This window comes from Exiguobacterium sp. KJ 601 (assembly GCF_027161185.1).
Lineage (GTDB): Bacteria > Bacillota > Bacilli > Exiguobacteriales > Exiguobacteriaceae > Exiguobacterium > Exiguobacterium profundum.
Genome location: NZ_JADHZG010000001.1, coordinates 210,508 through 230,553, shown reverse-complemented (window position 1 = coordinate 230,553; position 20,046 = coordinate 210,508). Strand labels below are relative to the sequence as shown.

The following is a 20,046-nucleotide window of genomic DNA, read 5'->3' as shown; positions in this document are numbered from 1 at the left end:
GTATTCTTTCAACCTAGAGAAAGTTCACTAGAATATAATATCACCCTACTATAGGTTTTACAAGTCTGTTTTCGTTTTTTTCACCGGTCGTCTTTTTTTCTTATCTGCCTCTAGCGCAGCAAAAAAGTCGAGGTTTGTTTTCGTCTCACGGACACGGCGCAAGAACTGTTCGACGAAGTCCGGGGACTCGTTCATCGTACGACGAATCGTCCAGAGCGAATCGAGTTCGTCCTTCCCGAGTAACAACTCTTCTTTCCGTGTTCCCGAGCGACGAATGTCGATTGCTGGGAAGATTCGACGTTCGGCCAATTTCCGGTCTAGGTGCAGCTCCATGTTCCCTGTTCCTTTGAACTCTTCATAGATGACGTCGTCCATTCGCGATCCGGTATCGACGAGCGCTGTCGCGAGGATCGTCAAGCTGCCCCCATCTTCGATATTCCGCGCCGCTCCGAAGAACTTTTTCGGTTTGTGGAACGCCGCCGGGTCGATCCCCCCCGAGAGCGTCCGTCCGCTCGGTGGAACAGACAGGTTGTACGCACGCGTCAAGCGTGTGATGGAATCGAGCAGGATGACAACGTCTTTCTTATGTTCCACGAGACGCATCGCGCGTTCGAGAACGAGTTCTGAAATACGTGCATGGTTTTCCGGCGTCTCGTCAAAGGTCGAGAACGCCACGTCTGCGTCCGGTACAGAGCGTTGAATATCCGTCACTTCCTCCGGTCGTTCATCGATTAAAAGAATAATCAATTCGACGTTCGGATGATTCGTCGTGATCGAATTCGCAATCTCTTTTAAAAGCGACGTTTTCCCCGCTTTTGGTGGCGCCACAATTAACCCACGTTGGCCAAACCCGACTGGTGCAATCATATCCATGACACGAACCGAAAGATGTGTCGGCTCTGTCTCGAGCACCATCTGTTGTTCTGGATAAATCGGTGTCAATGCCGGGAAATAATCACGCGAACGCGTCGAATCCGTCGACTCTCCGTTGACAGCTTCCACACTTAACAACCCTTGGAATCGCTCATTCTCTTTTGGTTTACGGACCTTCCCTGTGACGAGGTCTCCGTTTCGAAGATTGAAGCGACGAATTTGCGATGCGGCGATATAAATGTCTTCGGAAGATTGAGAGTAGTTGATTGGTCGGAGGAATCCAAACCCGCCATCATTTTGAGACTGTGGATTCGGTGGAATGATCTCTAAAATGCCTTCGAGGAAATATAAATCTTTTGATTCAGCCTGTGATTTCAAAATACGAAACATGAGCTCACGTTTCCGTGCTTCTCGGAAGTTCGGTACTTTGACTTCTTTGGCAATCTCATATAATTCTTTCAACGTCTTCGTTTCAAGTTCACGAAGTGTATAGTTCTTTGTCGGTTCTGTCTGTTGACTCATTCAAGTCACCTATCTTTCTACATTTCATTACAAGAAGAATTCAACTTGATTCATTTGTTCTGCCATCATCTAACCACATTTTGCCCGTGCCGTCACCGTGCAAAAATCACCTTTTGTTCAATCGTTTCCCTCTTGTACAAATCCTTACACAGTAAAAGATAGTTTTGTAACAAAATAAGTGCTATATCCACATATTATTTCATTTTTGTTACAAGAAAACACTTTTTTGACTTGCGATTGAAAAATGCTATCGGTCTTGCGCATGATATAGTTTATTTGCACAGGAAACCGGGTATATCCCGCAACTTGTGCTCTACCATTAAAAATTACTCGATTTGTCATATACGAATGTCTTGATTTTAAAAACGGAGGGATTTATACAATGTTAAAGCGTATCGCATCAATCGTCGTCGCTGCCACTGTCGCTTTCTCGGGTCTTATGTTCTCAACAGGTGAACAAGCAGAAGCCGCTACCGGTACATTTGCTTACTCGAAAGTAAACGGTTTGAACATCCGTACTGCCCCGTCACTTACATCATCGAAAGTCGTCGCGAAAATGGATAAAGGTCAACGCTATACATACCTTGGTAAATCCGGTTCGTTCTATAAAATCAACTACAAAGGCACACACCGTTATATCTCAGCTTCTTCAACGTACACATACTTGAAAGCGAACACGTCGACATCAACAACGGTTTCAACGTCATCTTCTAGCAAACGTTCGAAACTCGTCGCTGAATCGAAGAAATATCTCGGAACACCGTATCGCTATGGTGGAACAACAACTTCAGGTTTTGACTGCTCAGGATATACTGGACACGTGTACAAGAAAGCAATCGGAAAAACACTTCCACGTTCTTCACGTCAGCAATACTCAAGCGCGAAGAAAATCTCGAAGTCATCGATCCAAGCAGGCGATCTCGTCTTCTTCTCACATTCAGGCGGAACGATTCAACACGTCGGAATGGCACTTAGCAAAACACAAATGATCAACTCAGAAACAGGCGGCGTTAAATACGCGAGCTTCACTTCTGGATACTGGGCACCACGCTATGTAGGCGCTGGATCATATCTCTAATACAATATCACGACTCGGTTCATCGGAACCGAGTCGTTTTTATTTTTGCTTCAATGCCCCTCTCGCGTTCGTTGCCGCAAAGACGATCATGAGTACACTCATCGTACCCGCGACTGCGAGCCCTGCAGATAAAGCACCCCAGTCAATCTCCGGTTGCGTCAGAACCGCTCGCATCCCTTCGAAAATATACGTTGTTGGATTGAACGTCGCCGCCACTTTCAACCATTCGGCTTCAATCAATTCTTTCGGAACGAACGTTGTCGACAGGAAAATTAAAGGAAAGAACAACAACGTCCCTGCCTGTGCCGCTTGTGCATTTCGTGTTTTCAAGGCGACGCCCACTGAATATCCTGCGAAACCAAGTCCAAATCCGATTGCGAGTAATACCGTGAAAAAGAATCCAGCGGCACCGACAGGAATCGTGAGACCGAGGAGAAACGCGACAGCAAAAATAAGTAGCGTTTGGACGAGTAATTGCAACATCCCCGCAATCATCGGTCCGAGCACAATCGCCGTACGGGTCGCCGGTGTCAACAAGAGGCGTGCGAAATAGCCACTCTCAATATCTCGGACAAGCGCCTGACCCGTGCCTCCCGCTCCCCCGACTGCACCTGAAACAATGGATACGGGTAAGATGAAATTCAAATAGTCGCTCCCTTCGAACTGAGGCAACGAGGCCACGCTCGACAAGCCACTCGTATACACAAGTAAAAAGAATACAGAAATGATCAAGTTCGGGATGAATGAAAACGGATTTCGAATAGTCGTCAGCAAACTCCGTTTCGTGAATAGCCATGTCTCAGTCCACACGGATCTCGCCTCCTTCATACGATTCGCCTGTCACTTTCAAGAATACATCATCGAGCGATGGTTGCTTGACAGTCAATCGTTCAGGCTGCAACCCTTGTTCATCCAAGGAACGAACAATCTCAGTCAACGTCATGTCACGTAACTCAAACGATACATGTGTGCCATTCGAAGACGTATGAAATCGCGTCGCGGCAAGGGTCGCTTCAGATTCTGTAGCGAAGTCCATCGAAATCGTCTCTCCACCGACGAGCTGTTTCAATTCCTCGGCCGTTCCTTCACTCACAATCTTCCCGTGATTGATGATTGCAATCCGGTCAGCCAACTCATCTGCCTCCTCTAAGTATTGGGTCGTTAAAAAAATCGTCGTCCCGAATTCCTCGTTCAATCGGCGTACTTCATTCCAAATTTCGATTCGGCTCGCCGGATCGAGTCCGGTCGTCGGTTCGTCTAAAAACAAGACCGTCGGACGATGGACGAGTGTGAGAGCCAAGTCGAGACGTCGTCGCATCCCACCGGAATAGGTACCACTCCGGCGATCGGCCGCATCCGTCAGTGAAACGACTTCGAGTAACTCATCGGCTCGACGTTGCGCCTCTTCATTCGACATCTTAAACAAACGCCCTTGTAAGACAAGGAGCTCTCGTCCCGTCAACACTTTATCGATTCCTGTTTCTTGTAAGGCAACTCCAATCGATAATCGGACATCTTTTTCTTGTTTAACGACATCGAATCCATTGACTCGTGCCACTCCAGATGTCGGTCTCACGAGTGTCGTCAACATTTGCACCGTCGTCGATTTACCCGCACCGTTCGGACCTAAAAACGCAAAGATTTCTCCTTCTTTCACGAAAAATGACACGTCATCGACAGCTGGAACATCCTTGAATGTTTTGACGAGTCCTTCAACCTGAATCATCACACCCACCTCCTGACTATCCATTCCCGTTTTCTGACGCTTTCACCACAAAAAAGTCGTGGACGTTTTCACATCCACGACTTCTGATTATTCTGGTTTCATGACCATTTTTGGTTTTTTCTTAAGTGAGTGGTTCCCTTCGACGAAACGAACGGTACCGGACTTGGCACGCATGACGACCGAATGGGTCTGTCCGCCTTGTGACGTGAATTGGACTCCACGTAACAGCTCACCATCTGTGACGCCGGTCGCCGCAAAGATACAATCTTCACCTTTCACCAAATCATTGAGGAGGAGGATTCGATCCGTATCTTCGATTCCCATGTCATGGCAACGTTGTTTCTGCGCTTCATCTTCCGGGAGCAAACGCCCTTGGAAGTCTCCACCTAAACACTTCATTGCGACTGCAGCGATGACACCTTCTGGCGCCCCGCCTGAACCGAGCAACAAATCGACACCCGTTTTCGGGAAAGCGGTGTTGATGGCCGCGGCGACGTCCCCGTCCGGAATCAATTTGATTCGCGCACCGGTCGCGCGGACACGTTGAATGGTTTCTTCGTGACGGTCCCGATGTAAAATCGTGACGACGACATCTTCCACGTTTTTCTTCTTCGCTTTCGCCACGATTTCAATGTTCTCTTCAATCGAGTTGTCGAGACTGACGAGACCTGCCGCTTCCGGTCCGACGGCAATTTTATCCATGTACATGTCTGGAGCATGAAGGAGATCGCCTGCATCCGCGACCGCGAGAACCGCAAGTGCTCCCCACGTTCCGGTCGCTACGATGTTTGTCCCTTCTAACGGATCGACTGCGACATCGAGACGAGAACCGTAGCCATTTCCGACTTTTTCTCCGATGTATAGCATCGGGGCCTCATCCATCTCCCCTTCACCGATGACGACAATCCCTTTCATCGGAATCGTGTCAAATACGTCGCGCATGGCCGTCGTTGCCGCATCATCCGCTTCGACTTTCAATCCTCGTCCCATCCAACGGGCTGAAGCAAGTGCCGCCGCTTCTGTCACCCGAACCAGTTCCATCGATAAACTTCGTTCCACCCGAAATCTCCCCTTTATACCTCGGTTTGTTCCTCCACCCAAACGAGCGCACCGAGTTGTTTTAATTTGCCGACAAAGTCGACATACGAATCATTCAGTCGTTCCGCATGTAGTAGCGTCGATTCACCAGAAGCTTGGAGCGCTGACAGTACCAGGGCCGCAGCACTCCGTGCATCGGTGCATTCCATCTCTGCGTTCGCCAGCTTATTGCCGCCACGAATCACAGCCGATGCATCCTCCAGTGTAATTTGCGCATTCATCCGTCGCATCTCGGCGATGTGGCGGAATCGTTGCGCATACAATTTATCGGTGACAACACTCGTTCCGTCAGCTTTTAATAAGGCTGCCGTCATCACCGGTTGCAAGTCGCTCGGATACCCCGAGTAATGGAACACCCGAATATCTGTTGGCATGAATTGGTTCGCCGTCACGGTAATTGACTCCTCACCGACCTCGACGTCCGCTCCGAAATCCAACAGTTTTTGAATGACCCCTTCGAGATGTGTCGGAATGACCGGTTGGACGGTCACACGACCGGACACTGCACCGAACATCATGAACGTTCCGGCTTCGAGACGATCTGGAATGAGTGTGTGCGTACAACCATGGAGGCGTTCCACCCCTTTAATTCGAATCTCATCCGTTCCGGCCCCACTCACATGTGCACCCATCGATGTGAGCATGGTCGCCACATCGACGACTTCCGGATCGCAAGCCGCGTTTTCGATGACCGTCGTCCCTGTCGCTAGAACAGCCGCAAGCATTGCACTCACGGTTGCCCCAAACGACCGCAAGTCCAAGTAAATTCGATTCCCAACAAGTTCATCGACCCGGACATGATAGAGACCTGATTCATTCTCAACATGAATGCCGAGACGTTCCAACGCTTTCAAATGTAAGTCAATCGGCCGTGGACCAATCGCATATCCTCCAGGTAACCCAACCGCCCCTTTTCCAAAGCGAGCCGCGAAGACCCCGAGTAAATAGACAGCGGCACGGACTTTGCGCGTCTCAGAACCGAGGAGAGGCATTGCGACTGCTTCATTCGAATGAATCGTCATTCGTTCGCCATCCCGCTCTACCCGAACCCCTAACTCTTTTAACAAATTGACCATCACTTCCACATCTTCAATCATCGGAACGTTTTCAATCGTCACCGACTCTTCCGTGAGAAGTGCAGCCACAAGGCAAGGGAGAGCGCTCTGTTTCGCTCCGCTAATCTCGACGGTTCCTTCTAGTTTTTGCTGCCCAACGATATGGAGAATTTCCACGCTGATCAAAACCTTTCTACGACGGACTTATTTGGATTGAGCGTTGTTCCAATCCGCTAAAAACTGCTCAATGCCTTTGTCTGTGAGCGGATGTTTCATCATTTGTTCGATAACTTTGTAAGGGACTGTGGCAATGTCAGCCCCAAGGAGTGCAGCTTTTGTCACGTGAACCGGATGACGCACAGATGCTGCGATAATTTCTGTCTCGATGCCATGGATTGCGAAGATGTTCGCAATGGTCTCAACTAAATCAAGCCCATCTTGTCCGATGTCATCCAAGCGTCCGATGAATGGAGAAACGTATGATGCCCCGGCACGTGCCGCAAGTAACGCTTGGTTAGCGTTAAAGATGAGCGTGACGTTTGTCTTGATTCCAAGCTCCTTGAACTGTTTTACCGCTTGCATCCCCGCTGGTGTCATCGGTACCTTTACCGTAATATTCGGCGCGATGGCGGCAAGTTCCTTTCCTTCTTCCACCATACCCGACGCATCGAGTGCAATAACTTCGGCGCTGACCGAGAGATCCCCGACGATCTCACAGATTTCACGAAGTCTTGTATGGAAATCGACACCTTCTTTGGCGACGAGCGATGGATTCGTCGTCACGCCTCCAATGACGCCCATTTGATGAGCTTTTTTAATGTCTTCCACATTTGCTGTGTCAATGAAAAAACGCATATGTGTCTCCTCCTTAATTTGTGATCGCTTACAATCTCTATTATGAGGAAAGTCATGTCGAATTGCTATACCCTTTACGTCAACGATGCGATTGCAAGCATCGATCCTACGACAAGGCCTATCCCAGCGAGCGTCCCGAAAAATGACCATTTCATAATTTTACTTTGCTTCACATAGTATGCTTGGTGTGGTCCTTCTTTCAAACGTTCCAATCCGTGGGTTTCAATCCAATTCGTTGCTGCCGTCTGCTCATCTGCCACAAGGTCGCCGGTGTAGACAAATGGAACGATTTCTTCCGGACGACTCAACCGTTCAAATCGCTCACGTCGTGTCGAGATATTCGCACCAATCCAATACAATTCTTTTGGTGTGTAAAATAGCGGAATTCCCTGCTCATGGAAAGATTTTATCCATTGATCAAAGGCAACCAGATCACGTTGATCGAACAAGATTTCCATGTCATCATCTTTTGTCATAATCGATAGCATCGGAGTGTACTCTACCGTAGGACGACCAATCCGAACCGTCGGAGACGGCTGTGTCTTTCGGACAATCGCCGGGAAGAAGACGATTTGTCGAATCGCTGAGATTGGAAATGATTGCTCGACCGACTCGCCCGGTTCATGCCGATACGTCACACCCTCGATGCTCGTTGCGGTCATTTCGTATCTAGAGTGATTCCGTTCTTTCCAAAATAAACGACGGAACGTGTTCGTAAACCAATACACCCCAAACCCACCGATGGCGACTAAGACTAACAATGGAATAAGCCAAGGTACCGGATAATAATAAATTAAAACGAGTGGGGCGGCGGCTAATGCTAAAGAAAGACCAATCAACACGACTGCTCCATATACATAAAAGATTCGCCAAAACAATTCTGTCGGTCGTTCGTTATAAATCACAAAGACTCCCCCTTTTTTTCACCATATATGTATACGTTCCCTAAATCATCAAAAAAAGGCTGACTCTACAAAAGAGTCAGCCTTTCAGGACAGGATTAAGCTTGGTTGCTTGAACCAAACTCACGCATCTTGCCAGTAACGACGTTATAAATCGCTTCGATACCAGGTCCGATAATTTTACGTGGGTCATATACTTTTGCATCAGCAGCAACTTTCTCACGTACTGCACGAGTCCATTCTTGTTGGCACTCAGTGTTGACGTTGATTTTGCTGTGGCCGAGCTCGATTGCTTTTTTGATTTGGTGCTCAGGAATTCCTGATCCGCCGTGAAGAACGAGTGGTGTTTTAGTCGCTTCCGCGATTTCTTCCATCTCTTTGAATCCAAGTTTTGGCTCGCCTTGGTATTCACCGTGTACAGAACCGAGTGCTGCAGCAAGTGCATCCACTTTCGCTTCTTTTACAACACGTACACACTCATCGAGGTCAGCGTATTGTACGCCACCAACAACGCCGTCTTCTTCGCCGCCAACTGTACCGACTTCTGCCTCAACAGAAGCACCTTTAGCGTGAGCGTACTCAACAACTTGTTTCGTCATTTCGATGTTTTCATCGATTGGGTGGTGTGAACCGTCAATCATGACTGACGTGAAACCAGCGTCGATCGCTGCTTTACACTTATCGAATGAAGAACCGTGGTCAAGGTGGATTGCAACTGGAACAGTGATGTTGTAGTCGTGCATAAGACCTTCAACCATTTTGACAACTGTCGTGAAGCCACCCATGTACTTCGCTGCACCTTCTGATACACCGAGGATTACTGGTGATTTCTCGTCTTCCGCAGCGCGAAGAATCGCTTGCGTCCACTCGAGGTTGTTGATGTTGAATTGGCCGACTGCATACTTGCCTTCGAATGCTTTGTTAAGCATTTCTGTCATTGATACTAATGGCATAATGACATCCTCCTGTCTGTTCGCTATTATACACGTTTGGGAAAAGTTCCCCCGTGCAATTCGTTCCCATTATAACACACCGTAAAACATGTGCCTATGCTATTCGGGCATAGAAATGGCTTAGCGCAAGCGTTTACATATGTCATCTTGGTGACGAAACGTCAAATTTTCAAGACTTCTTTCACTTTTCCAATCATCCCATAAATATCAAACGGCTTCTCAAATTGTGCCGTGATCCCAAGACGACGCACTTCTTCAATCACCGTTTCTTCCCCAAATGCCGTCATAATCATGACGGGTGTGTCTAACGGTTTTTCGCGCATGCGACGTAATACTTCATGTCCAAACATACGAGGCATATTCATATCGAGCAATACCAAATCATATTGCTCCCGCTCTAAAAATTCCCAGGCGCTGATGCCGTCTTGCGCCGTGTCCACGTCTACACCCATGTTCGTGAACACTTGCGCGAGCATCGTACGAATTCCGTCCTGGTCATCTGCTATTAACATCCGTGACATGCATGTCCCTTCTTTCATTCATCATTTACCATATTCAAACAATTTAACCTTACCAAACTCATCTCTTTTTCGCGACGTCTATCTTTTGAAATCAAGGGAACGATGGCCCGGAATTCTCTTCTTCCTGTTCTTCCTTCAACTGTTCAGGTACGTCTAGCACATTCACCTGCTCGTAGTCGGTCACTTCCGCATCTTCTTCTTTCACAAATACTCGCAGATAGTTTCCTTCCGGTAACAACCCCGTGGTGGCAATAGACAGAGGACGTTTTTTCCCATCCTCGTCGTACCCGATGAGATCATAGCGATAACCACCCGAGGTTTGTGTCGCCACTTCTGCACTTGGGACTTTGACATAATAGACATCGGCTAACAATCGATTAGGATCGACATAACGCCACCCTACTACTAATAGAATGCCAATCAATAGGATGGCAACGAGGTTTCGTTTCATAAAAAATTCTCCCTCAATCTAAGAATCACTACTTATGAGGTATACCGTTATTCCGAATCGATGAAACCATGACACAAAAAAGGTTCATCCTATTTAGAATGAACCTTTCCTGCAATGCAGTGCATTACGATTCGACAGTCACAGGCACAACTGCGATTTCAATCTCCTTCTCCACTTCTTCACGCTCTTCTTTCAAACGCTCATCCGACCATTTGAAGACGTCGGCCATGCAACGAAGGACACCTTCTTTGTGTTGACGGACGAAATCGATATCAAAGAACATCGCTCCGGTCCGACGAATCAAGAAGTCGATGGCGCGTACGACCGCTTCTTCTTCAATGCCATAAATCAATTGTGCATAGACGACCTCTGGCAAGTCATACGCGTTCGAGTCCATCCGCTCGATGACGCGATCGATATTCGATCCGTATAGACGGACGAGTTCTTCCGCGTGCCCCGCGTCGAGACCGTGATTTTGAAGTTCTTTCGTTTTCTTCTCGAGGAAGTCTTTGAACCCTTTCGATCCGCCGACGTGACCACCTGACATCGGCATATGCTTCGTCCGGCTTGCCAAGTAGACGACACCCTCTTCTTCTTTTAATAATTTCGCGACAAGGTCGACGACCGTTTCTGACATCTTCCGATACCCTGTCAATTTACCGCCGGCAATCGTGATCAAGCCGCTGTCTGACTGCCAAATTTCGTCCTTACGTGAAATTTCAGAAGGGTCTTTTCCTTCCTCATAAATCAATGGACGAATACCCGCCCAGCTTGATTCCACATCATCTGCCGTGACATGAACGTCTGGGAACATATAATGGATTGCATCCAAAATATAATCGCGGTCCTCTGTCGTCATGCGTGGATGCGCTTTGTTTTTATCAAAGAACGTATCCGTCGTTCCGACGTACGCTTTGTTTCCGCGTGGAATGGCAAAGACCATGCGCCCGTCTGGTGTGTCGAAATAAATTGCCTGTTTGAGTGGGAATTTCGATTGATCGATGACAAGGTGAATTCCCTTCGTCAAACGAAGCTGTTTGCCTTTTTTCGAGTTGTCTTCTTCTCGTAACTCATCGACCCATGGACCAGTCGCATTGATGATTTTTTTCGCATAGACGTCATATGTCGACCCATCGATTTGGTCTTCGACGTGTACCCCCGCCACTTTGCCGTTATCGTAAATCAGCCCGGTCACTTTGGCATAGTTCATAAGAAGCGCGCCGTGATTCGCGGCCTCTTTCGCCACTTCGATTGTCAATCGTGCATCATCCGTCCGATACTCGACATAGTATCCACCACCGACTAAGTCATCTTTTTTGACGAGCGGTGCTTTTTTGATGACTTCATTCGGTTTGAGCATCATGCGACGTTCTGCCCGTTTGACGCCTGCGAGGAAGTCATACACCATGAGTCCGATTGAAGTTGAGAAAGGACCAAACGTGCCTCCCTTGTGCATCGGTAATAGCATCTGTTCCGGTGTCGTGACATGTGGACCGTTCTCATACACGATGGCACGCTCTTTCCCGACTTCTGCGACGAGCGCCACTTCAAATTGTTTCAAATAGCGGAGTCCCCCGTGAACAAGTTTCGTCGAACGGCTTGACGTCCCGGCCGCAAAGTCTTGCATTTCGAGAACCGCTGTCTTCATCCCACGTGACGACGTATCGAGCGCAATCCCTGCTCCGGTTATCCCTCCACCGACAACAAGAACGTCATGACGTTCGCTTGTCAGTTGTTCGTATCGTTTCGCTCGTTCTTTTGCTGAGAAATTTCTGATTTCCATCTTATTCCCTCCTATAGTAAGTACGGTTCAATGAATAGAAAAAGAGACCACAACAAAAACAAGGCTTCCCCCCTTCTGTTGTGGTCTCTCTATTGTCTCGAACCGAATATCAACTTTTCTCCTGTATTATACCCTATTCTTTTCAGTTCAATCATCTCTTACGCTTGCGCAATCTGTAATGTGTTCATTCACAAGCATCCGACTCGCATTTTTGAGTCGAGAAGCTTAGACTTCAAGGTATCATGTTGAAGGAGGATTTCAGATGAAACGTATGTTACAACCTTTTCAATTCAAAAATGGCGTCGAAGTACCGAACCGACTCGTCTTGGCTCCGATGACACATTACTCATCAGAACCAACGGGCGAAGTATCCGAGCATGAGCTCGCCTACTATCGGAAACGGGCGCAAAACGTCGGGCTTGCGATTACAGCATGCGCGTACGTGACAGAAGACGGGAAAGGTTTCCCGAACGCATTCGGGGTCAATGACGACAAATTCATCCCGGGTCTCCGTCAATTGGCGGAAAGTTTAAAAGCGGAAGGTGCAAAAGCCATCCTTCAAATTTTCCACGCTGGACGGATGTCACCACCTGAACTCATCCCGAACGAACAACCTGTCAGTGCAAGTGCTGTCGCGCCTGTCCGAGAAGGCGCCGTCACACCACGTGCCCTCGAGACATCAGAGGTCGAAGCCATTATCGAGGCGTTCGGTGAAGCGACGCGTCGGGCCATCGAAGCCGGGTTTGATGGCGTCGAGATTCACGGAGCGAACACCTACTTGATTCAACAATTCTTCTCACCGCACTCAAATCGCCGTGAAGATCGCTTCGGCGGTGATGTTCATGGACGTTTGACGTTCCCACGCGAAGTCATTCGTCGTGTGAAAGAAGCAGCTGCAGATGCAGAAGACTTCTTAGTCGGCTATCGTTTCTCACCGGAAGAAATCGAAGAGCCAGGAATCACACTCGACGACACGGATGTGTTACTCGATATGATTTTAGAAGAGGGCGTCGATTATATTCACGCTTCTCTCTGGAACTTTAATACAGCTTCCATGCGTGACGAGAATGTCACGGAGCGTTCGATAGACCGCATCGCCAATCGAATCAATGGTGCCATCCCACTCATCGGAGTCGGGCAACTCCAACGTCCGGCCCAAGTGGAAGACGCACTCGACGTCGTCGATTTTGCCGCACTCGGTCGCGAACTGATCATCGATCCACAATGGCTGGAAAAAGTGGAATCGGACCGCGAAGAAGAGATCGAGACAGAACTCGACTTGAACAAACAAGCCGAACTCGCTGTCCCAGCTCCGCTATGGAACGCCATCACGACACGTGCCGGTTGGTTCCCAATTAAAGATCAAGAAGTGAAATAAAAAAATGAACCTGCCGTTTATCACGGCGGGTTCATTTACTATTTCAACGTCAAGAGCTCACTCATCGTCACAAACGTGTACCCTTCACGTTTCAGCGCATCGAGAACTTTCGGCAACCCTTCAGCTGTGGACTCATGAATATCATGCATCAAGACAACAGCACTTGGATGGACATTGTCCATAATCAAGCGATACATTTGATCGGCATTACGGTGACTCCAATCAAGAGAATCGACCGTCCATAGTGCAAGGGTCTGCTCCTTTGTCTGAATGATCTGCTCAATCATTTCATTTTTAGCCCCATATGGTGGACGAACCAATGATGGGCGTTGTCCCGTAAGCCTCTCAATTCGTTCATCAACCTGTTCGAGTTCCTCTTTGACTCCCTTCTCAGACAATTGTGTCAAATCCGGGTGATGTTCAGTATGATTTGCTAGCTCATGACCTGACAACGCTACTTGTCTCGCTACATCAGGATAGAATTCCATCTGACTCCCTAACATAAAGAACGTAGCACGCGCTTGGTATTTCTCAAGTGTCTCAAGAATGTGAGGTGTCACAATCGGATGGGGTCCATCATCGAACGTCAGTGCAACATACTTCCCATTAGGTTCAAGCGGCTTATTTGAGGGGTTCATGATTGGAGAATCTTCTTCTTGTGTAGTGGGCGTATCTAATTTGGATAACAAAAACGGCTCAACTTCCTTCATTGGAATATGAACTTCTACCACACCTGCCGCTCCCGCTGCCACTTCATACTCGTCAAATATGACATCTAGACCAGAGGACGTCAGTATCCACTTCGTCGATTTAGGATGTTTAATCGCTTCACGTAACTGATTCTCAAACACGTATTCTCGATGTTGTAATTGTGTGATGACGCTATGCTTGAACCATTCTAATGCATGTTGGTCATCACGTAAGACATCATCCCATTCAATGAACGTTCCGTCCGAAAGGTTCATCCGAAATACGTCGACAGTGGTTTGACCATTCGCACCACCAGTGAATGCATAAGTATGAACGACTAGCGTATATTCTCCCTCATTCGTTTGATATGTATCGGTCTGAATATTTAAGTGACCCGTTTGACCGTGACTAGGGGTGAGGTTGTGTTGAAATGCTTCTTTCTTTTCTAAAATGAATGCATCCAGCTCCTCGTTTAGCATTTCATAATCCGTTCTCGGAACTGAGATTGATGTCGTATATCTTTTCGCTTGTTCACTCTCTACCGTTAAATGTAACCCGGGGTATTGTCCGGTAAAGGATGGTGTCGGAACTTCTTTAATCGTTGGGGCGGCTCCCGCGATGTAATACCATGTACCCATCCCAATCAATAACGTCATAATAACTAACATGTGTCGTCTCATTCTTATTCTCTCCTATTTCATTCAATCGATTCGATTGTATCAAACTCTTCACGAATGAAATCGTCAATATGGCGACAAATATATACAAAATCATACAAAACAGGTACGTCGTCTTTAAATAGACGTCGTACCTGTTTTCATCCATTCTTCCCGTAATATACCCATCCGAATCGAATCATAGCGCTTCTCGTTCACGACACGCACTTGACGGATTCGACCTTCGAGTTGCATCCCTACTTTTTCAGCGACCCGCATCATCCGTTCATTCCCGGACCACGTCGTCAAGCCGACACGGACAACGGGTAGCGTCTCAAATAGATGCTCGGTCCATAAGCGAAGGGCACGCGTCCCGACACCACGATTCCAGCGGTCGGACTGATGCAAGATGATGCCCATCTCGAGCCATTCTCGTCCGGCATCTTCGAAATAGTAAGAAACGGTCCCATATACGGTTCCATCGACCTCAATGACCCACATGTCTTTTTTTTGAATGAGCGACTGCTCGATTTGCTGAAACTCTTCGTAAGACATTGACTTGTGTTCGAAGTAAGGCGCGTCCCACTGTTTCCATTCCGGTACCGCATCTCGATAAATCAATTCCCAGAGTCGTGATAGATCCTGTTCTTCAATCGGTCGAATGACCACTTCTTGATCTTGTCGCATGTTGTCTTCCTCTCTATAAATCGTCCTTACCTTATTCTTGTGTCCCGTTCGAATCTCCTTTTTTTCGTTTGCGCCAAATGAACGCAAGAATCAAGACAATCACACTTGCCATGACAGAAGCGATCGCGATTGGACTCGAATCGGTCATAAACAATTGTCCAATCGAGACAGAATAAGCAAGTCCGAACGACGTGACGAGTTTTGCCCCGAACGCGATACCCGCAAAGCGCAGAAACGGTACACGACTAAACCCCGCAGCGAGACAGATGACCTCGTCAGGTAAAATCGGAATGATAAATAAGGCGAGCAAGACACCAAGACCGTATCGATCGACATAGCGATCGTACGTCTTCAGTTTTTCTTCATCGACCCAACGAATCATGCGCCCTCGACCAAATCGGGCCAGTCCATACATGACAAAGATTCCAAGTGTCGTCGCAACGCTTCCGACCAAAGCGGCACGAAACGGTCCGAGCGCGACACTCCCAATCGGCACGCTGACCGCTTCCGGAACGGGTAACGCAATAGGTTGTAAAAAGCTAAATGCTGCAAACACCCAGACCGCCTGTCGTTCATATTGTTCTAGTAAACGATCCAATCCGTATGTGTCATAAAGGATGAGTCCGAATGAAACATAATAGACGAGAACGAAAATCAAGAAGAGAGAGAACGTGATCTTCCACATCTGCTTTAGGATGACGTTCGAGCCGTCCCGAATCGCCCGAAGTAACCCGACCGAGAGGGCGAGTAAAACAACACCTGTCCAGCCAAGTTGATACGGCAATAAAAGGGAAGGCAAGACGACGAACGGCAACAGACTGAGCGCGACAAGCCCTAATCCATATCCAAGATAAATCGAATGTCGTTCTTTCATGTGCCCTCACCCTCTCCCCGTTCTACTTCTAGTGTACCCACAAAGTGATAGGGATGTATCCTGCCGAAGGCGCTTTCCCTCTCATGCTTTTGACGTAGAAAAACCACGGTCCGCAATGGACCGTGGCTTTCAATCACTTATTCTCCAAGTGATGCTTGGATGAAGTCATGGAATAGACGTTGTGGACGTTCTGGACGCGAAATCAATTCTGGGTGGAACTGTGATGCCACGAACCATTTGTGTTCTGGAATCTCAATGATTTCTACGAGACGACCGTCTGGGCTCGTACCTGAGAACTTGAAGCCTTCTGCTTCAAACGCTTCACGGTATTCGTTGTTGAACTCATAACGGTGACGATGACGCTCGTATACGAGTTCTTGATCGTATGCCGCATGCGCTTTCGTCCCTTTTTCGAGTTTACATGGATAAAGTCCAAGACGAAGTGTGCCCCCAAGATCCTCGATATCTTTTTGCTCTGGAAGAAGGTCGATGATCGGATACGGTGTCGACGGATCGATTTCTGCAGTATGTGCGCCGTCCAACTTCAAGACGTTACGGGCAAACTCGACCGTCGCAAGTTGCATCCCGAGACAGATTCCGAAGAATGGGACGTTGTTTTCACGAGCAAAACGTGTCGCTTCAATCTTCCCTTCGATTCCACGCTCACCGAATCCACCTGGAACGAGGATTCCGTCCGCATCGCCGAGGATGTCTGAGACGTTTTCAGCCGTCACGTCTTCTGCGTTGACCCAGTCGATGTCGATATCCGCGTTGAACGCATAACCCGCATGTTTGAGTGCTTCCGCGACCGAGATATACGCATCACGCAATTCGACATATTTCCCGACGAGTGCGATTTTCACTTTCTTCTCAAGGTGTGTGACCGTGTGGACGAGTTCTTTCCAAGCCGTCATGTCAGCAGCCGGTGAATTGAAACCGAAGTAGTCGTTGACGAGTTGGTCCATTCCTTGTTTTTGAAGGTTGAGTGGTACTTCATAAAGTGTCGATGCGTCTTGCGCCTCGATGACCGCTTCTTTGCGTGTATCACAGAAGAGGGCGATTTTTTCACGCATGTCTTCTGGGATGTCATGCTCCGTACGAAGGACAATGATATCCGGTTGAATTCCGTAGCTGCGAAGCTCTTTGACACTGTGTTGTGTCGGTTTTGTCTTCATCTCACCTGCGGCACGAAGGTAAGGGACGAGTGTACAGTGGACATACATGACGTTCTCTTTCCCAATGTCATTCTTCACTTGGCGAATCGCTTCGATGAACGGAAGGGACTCGATATCCCCGACTGTTCCACCAATCTCTGTGATGACGACATCGGCGTTCGTCTCGCGTCCTGCACGGAAGACACGGTCTTTGATTTCGTTCGTGATATGCGGAATGACCTGAACCGTCCCACCGTTATAGTCTCCACGACGCTCTTTCTTCAAGACAGTTGAATAAATGCGCCCTGATGTGACGTTCGCGTTTTGCGACAAGTTGATGTCGATAAAGCGCTCATAGTGTCCGAGGTCAAGGTCAGTCTCAGCGCCATCATCTGTGACGAATACTTCTCCGTGTTGATACGGGCTCATCGTACCTGGGTCAATGTTGATGTATGGGTCAAACTTCTGAATCGTGACGTTGAGTCCTCGATTTTTGAGTAGACGCGCGAGCGAAGCTGCCGTGATCCCTTTACCGAGCGAAGATACTACCCCGCCTGTTACGAAAATGTACTTTGTCATGTTTCTTTCTCCTCTCTTGAATACCAACCATCGGGAAACGAAAAAACAAAAAAAGCAAAAGTGCCCCCGAAAATGGAGGACACTTTTGCTGCATCGTTACGTGCTAAACTAGCCCATGACTAATTTACGCCAGAGACGATGCAGTCGTCAAGATATTATTTTTTCTTTTTTTTCAAGTCGATGAACACGACTAAAAAAGAAAAAGAGACACGCCTAGCCGGGCGCGATGCCCGGCTTTTTTGCGGTCTCTTATAAATCATCCTCGTCTTCGATATCGAGGTCGTCGTCCAAGTCATCGTCCTTGAAATCGTCAAGGCCTTCTACTTTTTCTTCTTCGTCCTCATCATCAAATTCAGATGAATCATAGTCTTCAACTTTTGCGAATACATCCAAGTCATCCTCGATATCGACGATGCCTTCGTCTGCTTCTTCGAACTCTTCTTCGAATTCGTCAAGTTCACCACGTTGACGTGCTTCGATGACGAGATCCTCATCCGACTTATCGAATGGGTACCAAACACGAAGCGCCCAACGGTTTGCTCCTAAGTTGACGAACAACCCGTCGATGTTCAAATCGGTGTAAAGTTGTGCGATTTTTTCGAGCTCTTCCTCTTCACTCGCAAACGTATAGTTTTGCTTGATTTTTTCGCGAATCTCATCAAAAGAAACAGGCTGTTCGCCAGTTTCTTGGAGAAGTTCATAAACGAAATCAATCAACGATTTATTCATTAAAGGACACTCCTTTTCCGTCACTAGTTAAACATCACTCCTCATTATAAACAAAAGCGATATGAAAAAGCTAGGGAAAATTATGATTCATGTATTCTACTCGGACGAACTCGGAACCAGTACAGGCTGATCAATCCAATATTGAAAATCCACGTAAGTCCTAGAACACCGAACATCCATGCTTTTGGAATTTGAAACGATAATTCCTCGTTGACCGTCTGCCCAACGTACAAACCGTACCCTAACAATCCAATCATTAAGAAGGAGTATGCAACGACCATCCCAAACCGCTTCCACAGCTGCAAGAGCAAGGAAGCAAACTCCTTATTTTCCCCATATTGATCAAACAGATACGTATGGCTTACACTCGAGTACATCGTCTGCGTATACCCACTGACAAATAAGACAGGGATGAACGCAAGTGGCTCGATAAATCCTAGGAAAAAGATGAGGGAGGACACGAGTAACACGAGGTATGGGTGACGTGCGAAATCAAATATACGACTAAATAAAATCCAGCCGATGACGCCTACTAAAAATGGGACAAATACATAAAAAATGAGAACTTGAAACGAGTACAAGGCAAGACTGACAAAGACGGCACCAATTAACGTCCAACCACCGAACAATCCAATCACAAACGACAGCAATTGAACCTGACGGGTGCGACTCGCTCCAATAAAGTCTCGGACGCGCTTTTGGTACAATAACCATCCAACATAAACGAGCAAAATAATCATTAAGCCAAATACTTCGATATAGCCACGCGCCCCTTCTAAAAGACTGAGCAGACGACTAATCAATGTAAAAACGGTGACCGCGATGAAGGCACGGAGAAAAGAACGAGTTTCAAACTGCCAAGTCGCCGATTTTTGAAGCGGTAATTTCCGAACAAAAAGCCATGGTAGAATCAAACTGACCAAAAAGAGAGCGATGGCCAGATTGTATGACTGTGTCAATGCATAAGAGAATATCGCAATCCAACCGACTAACATCAGAACCAACGGCCAGGAGCTCCCTTTATCTTCTTTTGAATCTGGATCAGCAGCTGGTTTCAGTTCGTTTAATTGCGATAAAATCGTCGTCATAATCGACCCGACTCCAATTGATCCAACCCCGACTAAAAAGGCGCTCCATTCAATCGCACGCTCAAACGGGAGAACGAAACAAACGAGACCGACAACGAGTACGACCAAGGCGATTAAAAAAGTATCTTTAGAACCACGGCGTCCAATGACATAAACCCACAATAATAGACCGGACATACTGGCTACATAAAAAATCAAGAATGGAATGAGACGCCCGACACCTTCTTCGACTGCCATAATAGATAAAAATAAGATCTGCGGAAGAATTTGACTACTGAGAGCACTGACAATCGTCAATAGGACAACCATGTTTTTCATGGGACACACTCCTTACATTGAGATTGAATATTCTGTTCCTCAATCATCCTTTCCCAGATCCATTCGTCTGCGAACC

19 protein-coding genes are annotated in these 20,046 nt (G+C 47.5%); 2 read left to right on the top strand and 17 right to left on the bottom strand.

What is annotated here, in order from left to right; translation table 11 throughout:
- Positions 1-57: 57 nt before the first annotated feature.
- Complete coding sequence (gene rho, locus IRJ25_RS01265; protein WP_012727388.1) at positions 58-1,395, bottom strand: transcription termination factor Rho; 1,338 nt, start codon at positions 1,393-1,395, stop codon at positions 58-60.
- A 382-nt stretch (positions 1,396-1,777) separates the two neighbouring features.
- Between rho and IRJ25_RS01260 the strand changes: the two genes are divergently transcribed.
- Entirely contained in the window at positions 1,778-2,473 is a 696-nt protein-coding gene (locus IRJ25_RS01260; RefSeq protein ID WP_159562984.1) for a C40 family peptidase, read from the top strand.
- 39 nt (positions 2,474-2,512) lie between these two features.
- Here IRJ25_RS01260 and IRJ25_RS01255 read toward each other — a convergent pair whose 3' ends face one another.
- From IRJ25_RS01255 to IRJ25_RS01210, 10 genes are all read right to left on the bottom strand, one after another.
- Positions 2,513-3,283: an ABC transporter permease gene (locus IRJ25_RS01255; RefSeq protein WP_159562986.1), complete on the bottom strand. Its 771-nt coding sequence runs from the start codon at positions 3,281-3,283 to the stop codon at positions 2,513-2,515.
- Positions 3,273-4,199 (bottom strand): ATP-binding cassette domain-containing protein, encoded by a 927-nt coding sequence (locus tag IRJ25_RS01250; protein WP_214783679.1) that lies wholly within the window; start codon positions 4,197-4,199, stop codon positions 3,273-3,275. The genes IRJ25_RS01255 and IRJ25_RS01250 overlap by 11 nt, the downstream gene beginning before the upstream one ends.
- Before the next feature lie 87 nt (positions 4,200-4,286).
- Positions 4,287-5,258 (bottom strand): class II fructose-bisphosphatase, encoded by a 972-nt coding sequence (gene glpX / locus IRJ25_RS01245; protein WP_031422214.1) that lies wholly within the window; start codon positions 5,256-5,258, stop codon positions 4,287-4,289.
- A gap of 14 nt (positions 5,259-5,272) precedes the next feature.
- Positions 5,273-6,529 (bottom strand): UDP-N-acetylglucosamine 1-carboxyvinyltransferase, encoded by a 1,257-nt coding sequence (gene murA, locus IRJ25_RS01240; RefSeq protein ID WP_074035691.1) that lies wholly within the window; start codon positions 6,527-6,529, stop codon positions 5,273-5,275.
- 27 nt (positions 6,530-6,556) lie between these two features.
- Complete coding sequence (gene fsa, locus IRJ25_RS01235) at positions 6,557-7,207, bottom strand: fructose-6-phosphate aldolase (protein WP_078147677.1); 651 nt, start codon at positions 7,205-7,207, stop codon at positions 6,557-6,559.
- 74 nt (positions 7,208-7,281) lie between these two features.
- Positions 7,282-8,112, bottom strand: coding sequence for a hypothetical protein (locus tag IRJ25_RS01230; RefSeq protein WP_214783686.1), 831 nt, complete (start codon positions 8,110-8,112; stop codon positions 7,282-7,284).
- Positions 8,113-8,207: 95 nt separating this feature from the next.
- Entirely contained in the window at positions 8,208-9,062 is an 855-nt protein-coding gene (gene fba / locus IRJ25_RS01225) for a class II fructose-1,6-bisphosphate aldolase (protein WP_159562989.1), read from the bottom strand.
- A 161-nt stretch (positions 9,063-9,223) separates the two neighbouring features.
- Complete coding sequence (locus IRJ25_RS01220) at positions 9,224-9,583, bottom strand: response regulator (RefSeq protein WP_214783689.1); 360 nt, start codon at positions 9,581-9,583, stop codon at positions 9,224-9,226.
- A gap of 91 nt (positions 9,584-9,674) precedes the next feature.
- Entirely contained in the window at positions 9,675-10,034 is a 360-nt protein-coding gene (locus IRJ25_RS01215; RefSeq protein ID WP_214783691.1) for a YxeA family protein, read from the bottom strand.
- A 124-nt stretch (positions 10,035-10,158) separates the two neighbouring features.
- The gene (locus IRJ25_RS01210; RefSeq protein WP_269317591.1) at positions 10,159-11,817 is read right to left on the bottom strand and encodes a glycerol-3-phosphate dehydrogenase/oxidase; all 1,659 of its coding nucleotides are present in this window, start codon (positions 11,815-11,817) and stop codon (positions 10,159-10,161) included.
- A gap of 262 nt (positions 11,818-12,079) precedes the next feature.
- Between IRJ25_RS01210 and IRJ25_RS01205 the strand changes: the two genes are divergently transcribed.
- Positions 12,080-13,195, top strand: a complete 1,116-nt coding sequence (locus tag IRJ25_RS01205; protein WP_269317590.1) for an NADH-dependent flavin oxidoreductase — start codon at positions 12,080-12,082, stop codon at positions 13,193-13,195.
- Between the two features lie 38 nt (positions 13,196-13,233).
- Here IRJ25_RS01205 and IRJ25_RS01200 read toward each other — a convergent pair whose 3' ends face one another.
- The 6 genes from IRJ25_RS01200 to IRJ25_RS01175 all read right to left on the bottom strand — a co-directional run bounded on the left by IRJ25_RS01200 (position 13,234) and on the right by IRJ25_RS01175 (position 19,970).
- Positions 13,234-14,565, bottom strand: coding sequence for a polysaccharide deacetylase family protein (locus tag IRJ25_RS01200; protein ID WP_214779836.1), 1,332 nt, complete (start codon positions 14,563-14,565; stop codon positions 13,234-13,236).
- Positions 14,566-14,679: 114 nt separating this feature from the next.
- The gene (locus IRJ25_RS01195; RefSeq protein ID WP_214783699.1) at positions 14,680-15,228 is read right to left on the bottom strand and encodes a GNAT family N-acetyltransferase; all 549 of its coding nucleotides are present in this window, start codon (positions 15,226-15,228) and stop codon (positions 14,680-14,682) included.
- 31 nt (positions 15,229-15,259) lie between these two features.
- The gene (locus tag IRJ25_RS01190) at positions 15,260-16,102 is read right to left on the bottom strand and encodes a TVP38/TMEM64 family protein (RefSeq protein WP_214783701.1); all 843 of its coding nucleotides are present in this window, start codon (positions 16,100-16,102) and stop codon (positions 15,260-15,262) included.
- 137 nt (positions 16,103-16,239) lie between these two features.
- The gene (locus IRJ25_RS01185; protein WP_074035670.1) at positions 16,240-17,835 is read right to left on the bottom strand and encodes a CTP synthase; all 1,596 of its coding nucleotides are present in this window, start codon (positions 17,833-17,835) and stop codon (positions 16,240-16,242) included.
- Between the two features lie 249 nt (positions 17,836-18,084).
- Positions 18,085-18,564, bottom strand: a complete 480-nt coding sequence (gene rpoE / locus IRJ25_RS01180) for a DNA-directed RNA polymerase subunit delta (protein WP_074035668.1) — start codon at positions 18,562-18,564, stop codon at positions 18,085-18,087.
- Positions 18,565-18,644: 80 nt separating this feature from the next.
- Positions 18,645-19,970 carry a hypothetical protein gene (locus IRJ25_RS01175; protein ID WP_196431282.1) on the bottom strand — a complete coding sequence of 442 codons (1,326 nt, stop codon included), beginning with the start codon at positions 19,968-19,970 and terminating at the stop codon, positions 18,645-18,647.
- Positions 19,971-20,046: the final 76 nt, after the last annotated feature.

Excerpts from the sequence above, each read along its gene's own strand:
- rho (WP_012727388.1), bottom strand. The coding sequence starts at position 1,395 with ATGAGTCAACAGACAGAACCGACAAAGAACTATACACTTCGTGAACTT.
- IRJ25_RS01260 (WP_159562984.1), top strand. The coding sequence starts at position 1,778 with ATGTTAAAGCGTATCGCATCAATCGTCGTCGCTGCCACTGTCGCTTTC.
- IRJ25_RS01250 (WP_214783679.1), bottom strand. The coding sequence starts at position 4,199 with ATGATTCAGGTTGAAGGACTCGTCAAAACATTCAAGGATGTTCCAGCT.
- fsa (WP_078147677.1), bottom strand. The coding sequence starts at position 7,207 with ATGCGTTTTTTCATTGACACAGCAAATGTGGAAGACATTAAAAAAGCT.
- fba (WP_159562989.1), bottom strand. The coding sequence starts at position 9,062 with ATGCCATTAGTATCAATGACAGAAATGCTTAACAAAGCATTCGAAGGC.
- IRJ25_RS01220 (WP_214783689.1), bottom strand. The coding sequence starts at position 9,583 with ATGTCACGGATGTTAATAGCAGATGACCAGGACGGAATTCGTACGATG.
- IRJ25_RS01215 (WP_214783691.1), bottom strand. The coding sequence starts at position 10,034 with ATGAAACGAAACCTCGTTGCCATCCTATTGATTGGCATTCTATTAGTA.
- IRJ25_RS01210 (WP_269317591.1), bottom strand. The coding sequence starts at position 11,817 with ATGGAAATCAGAAATTTCTCAGCAAAAGAACGAGCGAAACGATACGAA.
- IRJ25_RS01205 (WP_269317590.1), top strand. The coding sequence starts at position 12,080 with ATGAAACGTATGTTACAACCTTTTCAATTCAAAAATGGCGTCGAAGTA.
- IRJ25_RS01200 (WP_214779836.1), bottom strand. The coding sequence starts at position 14,565 with ATGAGACGACACATGTTAGTTATTATGACGTTATTGATTGGGATGGGT.
- IRJ25_RS01195 (WP_214783699.1), bottom strand. The coding sequence starts at position 15,228 with ATGCGACAAGATCAAGAAGTGGTCATTCGACCGATTGAAGAACAGGAT.
- IRJ25_RS01190 (WP_214783701.1), bottom strand. The coding sequence starts at position 16,102 with ATGAAAGAACGACATTCGATTTATCTTGGATATGGATTAGGGCTTGTC.
- IRJ25_RS01185 (WP_074035670.1), bottom strand. The coding sequence starts at position 17,835 with ATGACAAAGTACATTTTCGTAACAGGCGGGGTAGTATCTTCGCTCGGT.
- rpoE (WP_074035668.1), bottom strand. The coding sequence starts at position 18,564 with ATGAATAAATCGTTGATTGATTTCGTTTATGAACTTCTCCAAGAAACT.
- IRJ25_RS01175 (WP_196431282.1), bottom strand. The coding sequence starts at position 19,970 with ATGAAAAACATGGTTGTCCTATTGACGATTGTCAGTGCTCTCAGTAGT.